The 14,068-nt window shown below is 67.6% G+C and carries 13 protein-coding genes; 7 read left to right on the forward strand and 6 right to left on the reverse strand.

Going from position 1 to position 14,068, the window contains the following annotated elements:
* Nucleotides 1-68 precede the first annotated feature (68 nt).
* Nucleotides 69-1,034 (forward strand): LysR family transcriptional regulator, encoded by a 966-nt coding sequence (locus CH42_RS03990; protein ID WP_053351903.1) that lies wholly within the window; start codon nucleotides 69-71, stop codon nucleotides 1,032-1,034.
* 41 nt (nucleotides 1,035-1,075) lie between these two features.
* Here the strand turns inward: CH42_RS03990 and sufU are convergent, their stop codons facing one another.
* The 5 genes from sufU to CH42_RS04015 all read right to left on the reverse strand — a co-directional run bounded on the left by sufU (nucleotide 1,076) and on the right by CH42_RS04015 (nucleotide 5,358).
* A complete protein-coding gene (gene sufU, locus CH42_RS03995) occupies nucleotides 1,076-1,546 on the reverse strand; it encodes a Fe-S cluster assembly sulfur transfer protein SufU (protein WP_053351904.1) in 471 nt (156 codons plus the stop codon).
* Nucleotides 1,543-2,862 (reverse strand): aminotransferase class V-fold PLP-dependent enzyme, encoded by a 1,320-nt coding sequence (locus CH42_RS04000; protein ID WP_053351905.1) that lies wholly within the window; start codon nucleotides 2,860-2,862, stop codon nucleotides 1,543-1,545. The genes sufU and CH42_RS04000 overlap by 4 nt, the downstream gene beginning before the upstream one ends.
* 97 nt (nucleotides 2,863-2,959) lie before the next feature.
* A complete protein-coding gene (locus tag CH42_RS04005) occupies nucleotides 2,960-4,261 on the reverse strand; it encodes an MFS transporter (protein ID WP_053351906.1) in 1,302 nt (433 codons plus the stop codon).
* Nucleotides 4,262-4,299: 38 nt separating this feature from the next.
* Nucleotides 4,300-4,638, reverse strand: coding sequence for a hypothetical protein (locus tag CH42_RS04010; protein ID WP_053351907.1), 339 nt, complete (start codon nucleotides 4,636-4,638; stop codon nucleotides 4,300-4,302).
* Between the two features lie 60 nt (nucleotides 4,639-4,698).
* Nucleotides 4,699-5,358, reverse strand: coding sequence for a DsbA family protein (locus CH42_RS04015; RefSeq protein ID WP_053351908.1), 660 nt, complete (start codon nucleotides 5,356-5,358; stop codon nucleotides 4,699-4,701).
* 112 nt (nucleotides 5,359-5,470) lie between these two features.
* Between CH42_RS04015 and rsmI the strand changes: the two genes are divergently transcribed.
* From rsmI to ispG, 5 genes are all read left to right on the forward strand, one after another.
* Entirely contained in the window at nucleotides 5,471-6,289 is an 819-nt protein-coding gene (gene rsmI / locus CH42_RS04020) for a 16S rRNA (cytidine(1402)-2'-O)-methyltransferase (protein WP_053351909.1), read from the forward strand.
* A gap of 167 nt (nucleotides 6,290-6,456) precedes the next feature.
* Nucleotides 6,457-7,512, forward strand: coding sequence for an FKBP-type peptidyl-prolyl cis-trans isomerase (locus CH42_RS04025; RefSeq protein ID WP_053351910.1), 1,056 nt, complete (start codon nucleotides 6,457-6,459; stop codon nucleotides 7,510-7,512).
* 112 nt (nucleotides 7,513-7,624) lie between these two features.
* The gene (dxr, locus tag CH42_RS04030; protein ID WP_053351911.1) at nucleotides 7,625-8,713 is read left to right on the forward strand and encodes a 1-deoxy-D-xylulose-5-phosphate reductoisomerase; all 1,089 of its coding nucleotides are present in this window, start codon (nucleotides 7,625-7,627) and stop codon (nucleotides 8,711-8,713) included.
* Between the two features lie 62 nt (nucleotides 8,714-8,775).
* The gene (locus tag CH42_RS04035; RefSeq protein WP_053351912.1) at nucleotides 8,776-10,200 is read left to right on the forward strand and encodes a M50 family metallopeptidase; all 1,425 of its coding nucleotides are present in this window, start codon (nucleotides 8,776-8,778) and stop codon (nucleotides 10,198-10,200) included.
* 75 nt (nucleotides 10,201-10,275) lie between these two features.
* Nucleotides 10,276-11,427 (forward strand): flavodoxin-dependent (E)-4-hydroxy-3-methylbut-2-enyl-diphosphate synthase, encoded by a 1,152-nt coding sequence (gene ispG / locus CH42_RS04040; protein ID WP_193392069.1) that lies wholly within the window; start codon nucleotides 10,276-10,278, stop codon nucleotides 11,425-11,427.
* Nucleotides 11,428-11,436: 9 nt separating this feature from the next.
* Here the strand turns inward: ispG and CH42_RS04045 are convergent, their stop codons facing one another.
* On the reverse strand, nucleotides 11,437-12,921 hold the full coding sequence (locus CH42_RS04045; protein WP_053351914.1) for an RNB domain-containing ribonuclease: 1,485 nt from the start codon (nucleotides 12,919-12,921) through the stop codon (nucleotides 11,437-11,439).
* Between the two features lie 38 nt (nucleotides 12,922-12,959).
* Between CH42_RS04045 and CH42_RS04050 the strand changes: the two genes are divergently transcribed.
* Nucleotides 12,960-14,060 carry an LOG family protein gene (locus CH42_RS04050; RefSeq protein WP_193392070.1) on the forward strand — a complete coding sequence of 367 codons (1,101 nt, stop codon included), beginning with the start codon at nucleotides 12,960-12,962 and terminating at the stop codon, nucleotides 14,058-14,060.
* Nucleotides 14,061-14,068 lie beyond the last annotated feature (8 nt).

Raw genomic sequence — 14,068 nt, forward strand, 5'->3', positions numbered from 1 at the left:
GTTAGGTCTGCCTTATCCATTACTCCAATGAATAGAGCTGATGATCGTCATGCGCGTAGGCTATCGACATGAACCTCGAGCAATTGCGCGGCTTCGTCGAGATCGCCCAGACCGGCCACTTCACCCGCGCGGCCGAACGCCTGCACCTTGCGCAGCCCTCGCTCAGCCGACAGATCGCCACGCTCGAGACCGACCTCGGCGTCGAGCTGCTGCATCGTGTGCGGGGCAACGTGGCGCTGACGGCGGCAGGGGAGCGGTTGCTGCCGATCGCGCGACGCATGCTCGCCGACGCCGACGCGGCGCGCGATGAGATGGCGGATCTCGCCGGTCTCCGTCGCGGACGCATCCGTCTCGGTGCGACCCCGACACTGTGCACGAGCCTCGTCGCCGACGTGCTGGCCGAGTTCAGGGAGCGCTACCCGGGTATCGACATCGAGATCCTCGAGCGCGGATCCCGATCCCTCATCACCGCACTGATGGAGGGCGGACTCGACCTCGCACTCATCGTGACCAGCGTCTCCTCCGGTGCGGCGCGCGCGGTGCTCGAGCGCGAGCAGATCCTCAGCGAGCGTCTCGTCGTCGTGTCGGATCCGAGCCGCCCCGATCCGTTCGGACGCGACTCTGCCTCTGATACGCCGGTGCGCCCGATCGAAATGGCCGAGCTGGCGCGCGTGCCGCAGGTCGTGTTTCCCGAGAACTACGATCTGCGCGTGACGGTCGACGCGGCGTTCCGTGCGCACGGGCTCACGCCGCTGGTTGCCGTCGAGGGGGCCGAGATGGATGCGGCGCTGAGCTTCGCGGAGCGGGGCATCGGGGTGGCCGTGGTGCCCGCGATGGTCGCGGCGGATCATCCCACGCTGCGCACGGCTCCCCTCGCCGATGCTGCGCTCGCTCGTACCGTCAGCCTGGCTCGCCGCGCCGACATGGCCCCGACACGAGCCGGCGCTGCGCTGCAGGCCGTGGTGCGCGAGATCGCCGATCGGGTTACTGCTCCCGGGGCTGAACTGTCGAGTCTCGTCACGCGCGTGCTGTGACAGGAGCGCCGCGATCCGCCTCGCGGTGACGACGCGCGAGGTCAGGCCCGCTGCGCCTCGACCTGCTTGAGGTCGGCCTCGAGTGCCACCCAGCCGAGCATCGCGCACTTCACGCGCATCACATACTTCGACACACCCTGGAGCGCGACGGCGTCGCCGAGCAACTCCTCGTCGGGTTCACCCTCGCCGCGCGCGTGGATCATCTCGCGGAACGCGTCAACGCGAACGCGCGCCTCGTCGATAGTGAGCTGATCGTCGCGCACGAGTTGCGACAGAATCGACGCCGACGCCATCGAGATCGAGCAGCCCTGCCCCTCCCAAGCGACCTGGTCGATACGACCGGTCTCGGGGTCGACCGAAATGGAGAGATCGATCTCGTCACCGCAGCTGGGGTTGAACTCGTGGTGCGACGCGGTGAGCGCCGACTCGGCAGCGGCGAGTTCGCCCTTGCCGATCGGTCGTTTCGAGTGATCGAGAATGACCTCTTGGTACAGCCCGTCGAGCGCGCTCACGCCGACACCTCCGCTCCGAAGTACCGCTGGGCGCCGCGGAGCGCGTCGAGGAATCGATCGACCTCGTCTACTGTCGTGGTGAAATGCACGCTGGCGCGCGTGCTCGACGTGATGCCGAGTGCGCGGTGCAGCGGCTGGGCGCAGTGGTGCCCCACGCGCACGAGCACACCCTGCTCGTCCAAAAACTGCCCGACGTCGTGGGCGTGCACGCCTTCGACCGACACTGCGGTGAGCGCGACGCGCTGCGTCGTGTCGGCGGGGCCGAGCAGCCGCAGGCCCGGCGTCGCTTCGATACCGGCGACGAGGCGCTCGACGAGCTCGTGCTCACGCGCTGCGGATCGTGCCATGCCGATCTCTTCGAGGAACGCGACGGCGGCGCCGAGCCCGACGGCTTGCGACACCGGTTGCGTGCCCGGCTCGAAGCGCTGGGGAGCGGGCATAAACAGCGCCGATTCCATGGTCACCTTGGTGATCGCGGAGCCACCAGTGCGCGACGGCGGCAGTGCATCGAGCAGCTCGGGCTTGCCGTACAGCACGCCGATGCCGTTCGGGCCGAGCATCTTGTGGCTCGAGAACGCGGCGAAGTCGACGCCGAGGGCTGCGAAATCGACGGGAATGTGCGGTACGGACTGGCATGCGTCGAGCACCGTAATCGCCCCGACCGCTCGTGCGAGTTCTGCGAGTTCAGCGACGGGCGCGACGAACCCGGTCACGTTCGAGACGTGGGCGAACGCAAAGATGCGCGTGCGCTCAGTCAGAGCTTCGCGAGCGTCATCGAGGGTCCAGGTGCCGTCTTCGCGCACCGGGATGTATCGGAACATTGCACCGGTCTTGGCCGCGAGCCGCTGCCAGGGAATGAGGTTCGCGTGATGCTCGGCCTCGGTCACCAGGATTTCGTCACCGGGCTCAAGCGTGAATCGATCGCTGCCGGCGACCCCCAACCCCGCGTTCGCCTCGCCGATGCCGAGCGCGACGATGTTCAGCGCGTCGGTCGCGTTCTCAGCCCACACGATCTGCTCGGCGCTCGCCGCGCCGACGAACGCGGCGACGGCGGCTCGGGCGCCCTCGAATGCTGCGGTCGCTTCGCCCACGGCGCCGCTCGTACCGCGGTGCACCGCGGCGTTCGCCGTTTCCAGGAAGTGCCGCTCCGCGTCGAGCACTCGTGCGGGTCGCTGCGAAGTCGCGGCCGCGTCGAGATACGCCGGCGCAGAGTGGAGCGCGTCATTCGCCGCGAAGTAGGGGAATGCGGCTCGCAGCTCGGTGACGTCGGCCGCGGTGAGCTCTGTGGTGAGTGCGGATGCAGGCATGATCTCCATTCTTCCACTCGGTGAGTGGCGATGCTGGCCTCCCGTGCAACGCCGCGTTGCTCTGGCCTATTCCGCGTGCACGGTCGCGCAAACGGGGTGCCCCGGGTTATTCGGCGGCGGGGGCCGCGATGTGCACGGGAGCGGTGTTCGGCCCACTGCCGGCTCGGTCGCCCGGGCCGCTCAGCCACCAGTTCACGGCTCCTGTCGCGAGGGCGAGCAGTGCAGATGCCAGGGGGAGAACCAGAGCGGCTTGTGTGCCGAGGTCGGTCGCGATGACGCCGGTGAGGGCGGCAGCTGCGGATTGGCCGACCATCAGACCCGAACCCAGCATCGTCATGACGGTCGCCGAGCGGCCGATCGGGCTGCGTTGTGCGCCGAAACTGTAGAGCGTGACGAGCAACGGGCCGACACCGATGCCCATGACCGCCAGGCTCAGGAGCATCGTCGGAAGGTCGACCGCGAATTGGAGCAGCGCGGTGCCCGCGATGATGCAGAGTGCAAAGACCGGCCAGCGTGCGCGCAGCGAGAACCTCGGGGGGAGTGCGGCGACACCGATCGCGAAGATCGCGGACCCGACGCCCATCGCGCCGTAGATCAATCCGGCCTGCTCGGGGTCACCGCGATCTTGCATGAAGGAGGTGAGCGACGTCAGCATCGAGCCGAAGAAGAGCCCGACCGTGATGATGCCGGCGACGGTGACGAGCAAGGCGGGGCGCGCGAGATGCGAGGCCGGCGCAAGCACCGCCGCGCGCTCCGCGGCGGTGCTTGCGGGCGTCGCGGTGTGGTGCAGTGCAAATGCGGTGACGAAGATCAGGGTCAACGCACCGGCTCCGGCAACCGGCGCCCACGCACCGAATGCCGTCGCGAGCACGCCGACGATGACTGGGCCGAAGACGAAGATGACTTCGTCGGCAGCCGACTCGTAAGCGAGCACGTTCGAGAGCATCCGCGGACGGCGTGGGGCGGGCAGCTCGTGCGTCACAATCGTGACGAGTCGCGATCGTGACATGGGCGAGGTCTGCGGCACGGTGGCGCCGGCCAGGAACGACCCCACGAACAGCACCCAGATCGGGAGCGACGAGAACGCGATCCACGCAAGCACCCCGAGCAGCACGCTGTTGATCGCAGCGGCGATGAGGAGCGTCGGTCGCTGGCCGAAGCGGTCGGCTGCCGCGCCGATGATCGGTCCGAAGCAGGCGACCCCGAGGCCGACCATTGCGGAATTGATGCCGCCGAGTTCGACCGATCCGCGGGCCGAGACGACCAGCGTGAGTACCCCGATCACCATCATCGCGAACGGAAGCCGCGAGATCAGGGCCAGTGGAAAGTACGCCTTACCGGTTCGCGAGAAGAGCGTCGGCGTGGCCGCTGACGCGTCGGGAACTGGGTGCTCGCTCGTCTGATGCATAGCCGACCGACTCTACCAGGAGTTTGCGGGCGGTAGGGCTAGGAGGCGGCGCCCACCGCGATGCCCTGACCGGCGAGAAACTTCGTAAAGGCGCCCGAATCATCGAGCGCGCCGGAGTAGGGCACTCCGTCGACGACGACGAACGGCGTGCCCGTGATCGCGAGATCAGGGTCTTCGGCGTGCGGCACCGGGTTGGCGAACGCCCAGCTGTTCAGCGCCTGCGCAAACGGAACGAATTTCTCGGTTTCGATGCAGGATCGCGCATCGTCGTTCAAACCGCCGGCACCGGCGTCGACCGCGTCGATGAGCGCGGCATTGTCGAGTCCGGGTGTGGACTCTGCGGGCTGCACGTTTCGGTCGAAGAGGTGTCGGTTCACGTCCCACGCAGCCTCGGGCTGAGCATCGGCGACGCAGGCAAGCGCGCCGGCCGCGCGAGACTAGTAGTAGTCGGTGCCGATGCGATCGAGGAACGAGAGCGGGGTGAGTTCGAGTGTGACCTGGCCGCTCGACACAATCTGATCGAGGGTCGTGCCGTTCGTGGATTCGAACTGGCCGCAGTAGGGGCAGCGGTAGTCGACGTATAGCTGCACCCGGTGTTTCGTCGCTATGGAATCGGTCGGTTCGGGGGCCTTCGACTCGGGGGCATCTGAGGGCGCCACTCCGTCGGTGGTAAAAGTGACGGCTCCCGTCGCCATATTGCGCGGCCAGACAATCTCCGCGTTCGTGCCCGACTGGCCGAGGGCGCCCGTCGAGCCCCCACCGGCGGTCGGTGTCGCCGACACGATCAGCAGCATGACGCCCACGATGATCGCGGCGATCAGGGAGATCGCCCCAGAGATCACCCCGACGAGCGCAGGAACCTTCAGTAAACGAGAGATGAGGCCGAAGATGCCGAGCACCACCGCGGCAAGACCGAGGAGCGCGGCGAGGATCGCGCCGGGCGCGAAGTAGAGCAGCGAGATCACCGCGGTGACGACGCCTGCAAGGCCGGCACCCATCGACGCGATCGACAGCGCGCCCGAACCGCGCAGGGCGGGGCGCTCGGGAACGGCGTAGGGGTGCGGAGGCGGGGCGGTCGGCAACTGTGGATCGCTCATGCGTTCCATTCTGGCAGCGACCACCGACATCGAAGCTCAGGCCGAAACCCTCCGAAGGCAGTCAGCGGTTGCGCCGCGCACAGCGACTGGTGGCTGCGCCTACGATTGACGCATGATCATTCTCGCCGCGACTCCCATCGGCAATCTCGGTGATGCATCGACCCGTTTGCGCGCGACGCTCGAGATCGCCACGGTCGTTGCGGCAGAAGACACCCGCCACACCGCGCAGCTGCTGCGGCTTCTCGAGATCGAGAATCGCCCAGAACTCATCGCTTTGCACGACCACAATGAGCACGAGCGTGCAGCATCGCTGGTGGAGCGCGCGCGTGACGAAGACATCGTGCTCGTCAGCGACGCGGGCATGCCCACCGTTTCGGACCCCGGCTTCCGCGTCGTACAGCTCGCGGCAGAAAGCGGAGTCGAGGTGAGTGCCATTCCGGGCCCGAGTGCCGTGATCACCGCACTCGCCGTTGCGGGGCTGCCCACGGATCGATTCGCGTTCGAGGGCTTTCTGCCGCGCAAAGCGGGCGAGCGATCCCGTACGCTCCGCGAACTCGCCGCTGAGCGACGCACCCTGGTGTTCTTCGAGGCGCCGACGAGGCTCGCCGCGTCACTCACCGACTTGGCGTCGGCCTTTGGCGATGACCGCCCCGCCGCGGTGTGCAGAGAACTCACCAAACTGCATGAGGAAGTGCGTCGCGGGGGCCTGAGCGATCTCGCTGCCTGGGCCGCCGATGGCGTTCGGGGTGAGATCGTCGTGGTGGTCGGGGGCGCTCCCGAAGTCGAGACCTCACCGGAAATCGCACTCGTCGAGGTGCAGGAACGGGTGCGCGGGGGCGAACGCCTGAAAGACGCGACGCGAGCGGTGGCGGAAGCGACCGGCCTGTCCTCTCGCGAGTTGTACGCTGCGGCGCTCGCCGATCGCGGCTGAAACTCCGCACCAGACTCTGCACAGGGGAACTTCGGGCGCCTCTCAGCCGAAACGGCGCGGAATGCGACATACTCGGAGTGCATTCATGGCCGCACTCCGACCGTCTCGTATCGCAGCACGCTGATCGGGTCGCGTGGCCTCTCGCGAACCAAAGGACTTCAACCACTGTGAAATTGACGCGCGTACTCGCCCCCGCCGCTCTTGTCGGTGCCCTACTGCTGGTCGGGTGCACCGCCGGCGGGTCGGCGAAAGCCGATGCTTCGGGAGCCGACTGCCTCGCCGGGGGTTCCGCGAGCTCGGGTGTGAAGATATCGGGCTCGGTAGGTGAAGACCTCAAGCTCACTTCTAAGACACCGGTGTCGGCGAAGAAGGTCGAGCGTTCCGTACTCAAAGAGGGCTCGGGCGACGTTGTCGAGGAGGGGCAAAACGTACTGACCTCGATGACACTTTTCAACGGCGCAGATGGTTCAGTGCTGCAGCAGCTGCCGGCGAGTGAAATCACGGTCGCCAAAGATGGCTTAACCGAGTGGGCCTACGACGGTCTGCGTTGCGCAACGAAGGGCGAGCAGATCGCACTTGCCGCACCGTATGCTGAGGTGTTCGGCGATGCGGATCCCGCGGATAGCGGGCTCGAGGGCGTGACGAAAGACGACTCGCTCGTCATCGTCATGGAGTTCGGTGAGATCGCTGATGCATCTGCCGACGACTCGGCCGACGATTCCGCGGCTGCCGGTCAGCCCGGCACGCTGTCTGATGACCAGCTGCTCAAGAAAGCCGAGGGCAAGACGGTCGCCGCGCCCGATGGATACCCGACCGTGACGCTCGCCGACGACGGCGAGCCCACAATCACGATTCCGAAGGACGTCGACCCGCCGTCAAAGCTCGAGATCGCGACCCTGATCGAGGGCGACGGCGAGACAGTGGAAGCGGGCGATCGCGTGTATGTCAACTACCGTGGGGTCATTTGGCGCACCGGCGAGGAGTTTGACTCGAGCTGGAGCCGAGGCGCGCCGACCGACTTCACGACGGACGGTGTGATCGGTGGATTCCAGAAAGCGCTTGAGGGTCAAAAAGTCGGCTCGCAGGTCATTTCGATCGTGCCCGCAGAAGACGGTGGGTACGGCGCGACCGGGCTTGAGCAAATGGGGCACGAAAGCGACGACGTCATGGTGTTCGTGCTCGACATCTTGGGAACGGTGCACGCGGACGCGTCAACTCAGTAGCGCATCAACTCAGCGGTTCGTAGATGTGCAGTGCCCCGGTGCTTCCAAGCATCGGGGCACTGCTGTGTGCGGGCTCCGTGCAGTCCGCGCGGTCGCCGAGTAGCCTGGACGCATGAAGCGCGTCATCATTCTGGGTTCCACCGGTTCGATCGGCGAACAGGCGCTCGACGTCATTCGCAAGCACCCGGCGAGGTACCAAGTCTCGGGCCTCGTCGCGGGTTCGCAGGCGGATCGGCTACAGCAGCAGGCCGATGAGTTCAACGTGGAGCATACGGCGCTCGGTGCGGCCGACGCCGTGCGGCTGATCCATGACGTGCAGGCCGACCTCGTACTCAACGGCATCACGGGCTCGGTCGGCTTGGGGCCGACGATTGCCGCACTCGAAGCCGGTCGCACCCTCGCGCTCGCGAACAAGGAGTCGCTGATCGTCGGGGGAGACCTCGTCACCGGGCTCGCGAAGCCGGGCCAAATCGTGCCGGTCGATTCCGAACACTCGGCCATCGCGCAGGCATTGCGCTCGGGCAGCCGCGATGAAGTGCGCCGGCTGATCCTCACGGCCTCAGGCGGCCCGTTCCGAGGCCGCACTCGTGACGAACTCCGCGGGGTGACTCCGGCCGAGGCCATGGCCCACCCGACCTGGAACATGGGGCGCGTGGTCACGACGAACTCTGCGACGCTCGTGAACAAGGGGCTCGAAGTCATTGAGGCGCACCTGCTCTTCGGCGTCTCCTACGGAGACATCGACGTCGTGGTGCACCCACAGTCGATCGTGCACTCGATGGTCGAGTTCGTCGACGGCTCGACGATCGCGCAGGCTTCGCCCCCCGATATGCGGTTGCCGATCGCGCTGGGGTTGTCGTGGCCGGATCGCATGGCGAACGTCGGGGTGCCGCTCGATTGGCGATCCGCGTCGAGCTGGGACTTCGCGCCGCTCGACGACGAGACCTTTCCCGCGGTCGAGCTGGCCAAGGAGGTCGGGCGAGCACGCTCCACTTACCCCGCGGCCTACAACGCCGCGAACGAGGAAGCGGTCGAAGCGTTCCACGCGGGGCGCATCGGATTCCTCGACATCGTCGACACGGTGCGCGAGGTGGTCGAGGCGCACGCGACGCCGGCAACGCTGACGCTCGAAACGCTCACGGAGGCCGAGCGCCAGGCGCGCGAGCGCGCGCAGCAGGCGATTTCTGCTCGCACTCGGTGACGCACGGCTCCTCCCCGGGGTGCTCCCCGAAACCCCACAGCACCGCGCAGTAATCTGAGCTGGTGACTGAGGTTCTGCTCTACGTGCTCGGCATCTTGATCTTCGTGGTCGGGCTCGCCGTTTCCATTGGCTTGCACGAAATCGGGCACCTGGTGCCGGCGAAGCTCTTCAAGGTGAAGGTGACCCAGTACATGCTGGGGTTCGGTCGCACGATCTGGTCGAAGCGGAAGGGCGAAACCGAGTACGGGGTCAAGCTGATCCCGCTCGGCGGCTATGTCGCGATGACCGGCATGTTCCCTCCGGGCAAGCCGGGGGAGGCTCCTCGCGCGTCGACCACCGGGTTCTTGAACACGGTGGTGCAAGAAGGCTCGGCGCTCGGCACGTCGGGGGCCAGTACGAACGTAGAGGCGCGACCCGATGAGGCGCCGAAGCGCGGCGTCGTCGGCATGGTTGAAGATGCGCGGCTCGCGAGCGCGGAGTCCATTGACGAGGGCGAGGATCACCGCACCTTCTATCGGCTGGCGCCGTGGAAGAAGATCGTCATCATGCTCGGCGGGCCGCTGATGAACCTCGTGCTCGCGTTCGTGTTCTTCGCGATCGTGCTCGTCGGATTCGGTGTGCCGCAGAACAGCACCACGCTCGGCCAGGTGAGCGAGTGCCTCGTGTCGGCATCGAGCACGGCGACCTCGTGCAGCAGCGATGATCGGGCAGCCCCCGCAGCAGCCGCCGGCTTGCGCCCGGGAGACACGATCATTTCCGTCGATGGCACGGACATCACGAGCTGGGACCAGTTCCGATCGATCGTCTCCGAGGCCCCGGGCACATCGCTGGCGGTGCGCATCGAGCGCGACGGTGCCGAGCAGACGCTGCAGCTCACCCCCGTCGAAAACGAGCGCGCGGTGACCGACGCGTCGGGCAAGGTCGTCGAGAACGCCGACGGCACGGTGAAAACCGAAGTCGTCGGCATGATCGGTGCGACCCCGGCCAGCGAGAACGTGCAGCAGCCGATCACGGCGGTGCCCGCATTCCTGGGTGAGAACGTGCAGAGCGTCGTCGGCATCGTGGTGCGGATGCCCGAACGCATGGTGGACGTCTGGAACGCCGCGTTCGGGTCGGAAGCGCGTGACCCGAACGGGCCCATCAGCGTTGTCGGTGTCGGCCGCATGGCAGGCGAGATCGTCAGTCTCGAAGACGCGCCGGTCGCGGCGCGCGCCCAGACCATCATCGGGCTGCTCGGTTCGCTCAACGTCGCGCTCTTCGTGTTCAACCTCGTGCCGCTGATGCCGCTCGACGGCGGTCACATCATCGGTGCGGTGTACGAGTGGTTGAAGCGCGGTATCGCTCGAATGCTGGGCCGGCCCGATCCGGGGCCGATCGACACCGCCAAGATGGCGCCGGTCACCATGGCGGTCGCCGTCGTGCTCGGTGCGATGTTGGTGCTGCTGGTCTACGCGGACATCGTGAAGCCGGTGTCGTTGTTCGGCTGACCGGCAGCTGTGACCGTCGCGTCGGCACGTTGAGCCCGGGGGTCGCACGCATTTCGCGAGAGTAGACTCGGCCGCGTGCCAGCAGTCAATTTGGGAATGCCCCAGGTCCCCGAAGTACTCGCCCCGCGCCGCAAATCCCGGGCGATTCAGGTCGGGTCGGTCACGGTGGGCGGAAACGCTCCGGTCTCCGTCCAGTCAATGACCACGACCCCCACGACCGACATCAACGCGACGCTGCAGCAGATCGCCGAGCTCACCGCCGCCGGCTGCGACATCGTGCGCGTGGCCTGCCCCAGCCGCGATGATGCCCAGGCGCTGCCGATCATCGCGAAGAAGAGTCAGATCCCGGTCATCGCCGATATCCACTTCCAGCCGAACTACGTGTACGCGGCGATCGACGCCGGTTGCGCCGCGGTGCGCGTGAACCCCGGCAACATTCGCAAGTTCGACGACCAGGTCGGCGAGATCGCGCGTCGAGCCCAGGCCGCCGGTGTCTCCCTGCGCATCGGTGTCAACGCCGGGTCACTCGACCCTCGACTGCTGCAGAAGTACGGCAAAGCCACCCCCGAGGCGCTCGTTGAGAGCGCGGTCTGGGAGGCGTCGCTGTTCGAGGAGCACGACTTCCACGACTTCAAGATCTCGGTGAAGCACAACGACCCGATCGTCATGGTCAAGGCGTACCGGCAACTCGCCGAGCGGGGCGACTGGCCGCTCCATCTCGGCGTCACCGAGGCGGGCCCGGCATTCCAGGGCACCATCAAGAGCGCGACGGCGTTCGGCATCCTGCTCTCCGAAGGCATCGGCGACACGATTCGCGTCTCGCTCTCGGCGCCCCCGGTCGAGGAGGTCAAGGTCGGGCTGCAGATCTTGCAGTCGCTGAACCTGCGCGAGCGCAAGCTCGAGATCGTGTCGTGCCCGTCGTGCGGCCGAGCTCAAGTCGACGTGTACACACTTGCCGAAGAGGTGACGCAAGGGCTCGAGGGCATGAGCGTGCCGCTGCGAGTCGCGGTCATGGGCTGCGTCGTGAACGGGCCGGGCGAAGCGCGCGAAGCAGATTTGGGTGTGGCCTCGGGCAACGGCAAGGGCCAGATCTTCGTCAAGGGCGAGGTCATCAAGACGGTCCCTGAGAGCGAGATCGTGGCGACGCTGATCGAAGAGGCGAACCGACTCGCTGCCGAGATGCCCGCATCGGTGGGCTCCGGATCACCGGAGGTCGTCACGGCCTGAGCCGAGTGGTCAGGCGCTCGCGCGGTGCGTTGTCGCGCTCGATGGCGTCGTGTCTGTAACGGAGGGCTCCGGCGCTTCTGCAGGCTCCAACTGCACGGTTCCCGACGCGACATCCGCAGCCGCGACGCGCACATCCACGCGCGTGCCGGCGGTGAAGCCGCTCGCCGAGACCTGTGCGGTGACCGCCGGGTCATCGAGCTGCACGCGTGCGCGCTCGCCGCGCACCTCCACGACGACGGCAGAGAGCACCTCGCCGACGCGGTCGCGCAGCAGCGCCGCCTCGACGCGGTCGATCGCTGCGGCACCGATCTGCCCAGCGCGCTGATTCGATGAGCGCATGAGCGAGGGCAACTCGTCGAGCGACTCGCGTGCCCAGCTCGGAATCGGCTCGCCCGCGCAAATCGCGGCGCAGATGACGAGGCCCCACCGATCGACGAGGCGGCGCAGGGGTGCGGTGACGTGGGCGTAGGGGGCCGCAATGGCGGCCTGCAGCGGCTGCTCGGGCGGGGTGCCATCGAACGGGGTGTAGTCGGCGCCGCGGAACAGCGTCGCGGCGGCCTGCAGCACACCCGGCGTCGTGGGCGAGTGCTCGTCGAGGCGCTCCAAGTACTCGCCGTACGCGAGGTCGCGGGGCCAGGGGTGTCCGAGCGCCGCAACCTTCGTGCGGAAGCTGGCGAGCGCGTCGTCATCGGGAGCCGGCATAGTGCGCAGGATGCCCACTCTCGCCTCCAACATCATGCGGCCGGCCGTGATACCGGCGAGCAGCGAGAGCTGCGCGTTCCATTCTTCGATGGGCAGCGCGTAGCGGCGCACGATCCGATACCCGTCGGGGTCGCGCACGACCTCCTCATCGGGCATATTCAGGCTCGCGCCGCCGCGGGCGCGCTCCTGCGCGATGCGGAGCTTGCCGACTTCAGGGAGCAGCTGCAGCATCTCGTCAGCCGCGCCCGCATCGAGGTCGGCTTGGGCCGCCGGGTAGTCGAGCTGTGCGCGCGAGCGCACCTGCGCGCGTTCCACACGACCGGAATGGTCGGCACCGGCCGCGTCGACCTCGACGGTCCACACGTAGGCGACGCGATCCTCGCCCGGGAGCAGCGACGCACGGCCCTCGCTGAGTTCCGGCGGATGCAGCGGAACACGAGCATCGGGGAGGTACAGGGTTTGACCGCGCTCGCGCGCCTCGCGATCGAGCGCGCCGCCCGGAGCGACGAAGCCGGGGAGGTCGGCGATGGCGTAGCGCACGACGAACCCGGTCTCCGAACGCTCGATGTGGAACGCCTGATCCAGATCTTGTGATCCGGGCGGGTCGAGCGTGACGAACGGGATGTCGCGCAGGTCGAGATCGGGCACCGTCGTCTGCGCGGCGGCTGCCTCGGCGACCGCGTCCTCGGGGAACCCGTCAGGGATCGCGTTCGCCTCCCGGAGCGCGGCGAGCGCCGCCGCGAGTTGTCCGTGTGCGGTCTGGGGGGAGAGGTGGGCGCGCCGTGTCGGCATGCGGCCAGCCTACTGGTCGGCGCTCCTAGACTGTGAGCGTGAGTACCGAAGCCCAGCAACACTCAGATGATCCGCAGGCCGCGAGCACCGTTGTGGAGGCTGCTGCCGCCCACCCTGAGGCCGTGCGCGAGCAGCTCGACGCGCTCATCGAGACCGCTGGTGCCGGGGCGCAACGGGGGTTGATTCGTCGCATTCTCACCGCGGGATTGGGCCTGGGATCTGATGGAACCAGCCGGCTCGACCTGAAGATCACGGCTTCCGCGGTCGAGGAGATGCGCGCCGCATTCCGACTGTTCGCGCCGTTCGTCGGCATCCCCAAGGTCACGATTTTCGGTTCGGCGCGCACCCAGTCGCAGGATCCGCTGTGGCTCGGTGCCGAGGCCGCCGCGCGCGGGCTCGCGGAGCGCGGGTGGATGGTCGTCACGGGCGCCGGCCCCGGCATCATGGAAGCGGCCGCGACGGGTGCGGGGCCCGAGCGGTCGCTCGGCGTCTCCATTCGACTGCCGTTTGAGGAGACACCGCTCGACGAGCCGGCCGACGATGGGCACCGCGTCGCGATGAAGTACTTCTTCACCCGCAAACTCATGCTCGTGAAGGAATCGCGCGGCTTTGTCTGCCTGCCCGGTGGATTCGGCACGATGGACGAGACGTTCGAACTGCTCACCCTGCAGCAGACCGGCAAGATGGAGCCGATGCCGATCGTGCTGCTCGATCGCGCGGGCGGCACGTATTGGCGCGGGTTCGCGCGCTTCGTGATCGAGGAGCTGGCAGGCGCGGGCCTGATCTCCGTTGATGACCTCGACCGGGTGCTCATCACCGATTCTCCGGAGGCCGCGATCGCCGAGGTCATCGGGTTCTGGCGCAACTACGACTCGCTGCGCTGGCAGGGCGAGCAACTGGTGCTGCGGGTGCGCGCTGCGCCCACCGACGCCGAGATCGCCGACCTGAACCGGCGCTTTGCCGGGTTGTGCGAAACCGGCGAGATCGCACGCACCGAGCCCCTCGACTCGGAGCGCGCTGACCACGATGCGCTCGACCTGCATCGCATCGTGTTCACGCCGCGTCGGCGTGCGGTGGGCGACCTCTACCGTCTGATCCGAGCGCTCAACGAGTTGGAGAGCGCCCCGGCCGCGGAGTAATGGGCAAG

Origin of the sequence: Leucobacter musarum subsp. musarum (assembly GCF_001273845.1) — a bacterium.
Classification (GTDB): Bacteria; Actinomycetota; Actinomycetes; order Actinomycetales; family Microbacteriaceae; genus Leucobacter; species Leucobacter musarum.

Coding starts and splice junctions, on each gene's coding strand:
- CH42_RS04045 (WP_053351914.1), bottom strand. CDS start 12,921: ATGCCGACACGGCGCGCCCACCTCTCCCCCCAGACCGCACACGGACAA.
- CH42_RS04000 (WP_053351905.1), bottom strand. CDS start 2,862: ATGGAGATCATGCCTGCATCCGCACTCACCACAGAGCTCACCGCGGCC.
- CH42_RS04015 (WP_053351908.1), bottom strand. CDS start 5,358: ATGAGCGATCCACAGTTGCCGACCGCCCCGCCTCCGCACCCCTACGCC.
- CH42_RS03990 (WP_053351903.1), top strand. CDS start 69: ATGAACCTCGAGCAATTGCGCGGCTTCGTCGAGATCGCCCAGACCGGC.
- rsmI (WP_053351909.1), top strand. CDS start 5,471: ATGATCATTCTCGCCGCGACTCCCATCGGCAATCTCGGTGATGCATCG.
- dxr (WP_053351911.1), top strand. CDS start 7,625: ATGAAGCGCGTCATCATTCTGGGTTCCACCGGTTCGATCGGCGAACAG.
- CH42_RS04005 (WP_053351906.1), bottom strand. CDS start 4,261: ATGCATCAGACGAGCGAGCACCCAGTTCCCGACGCGTCAGCGGCCACG.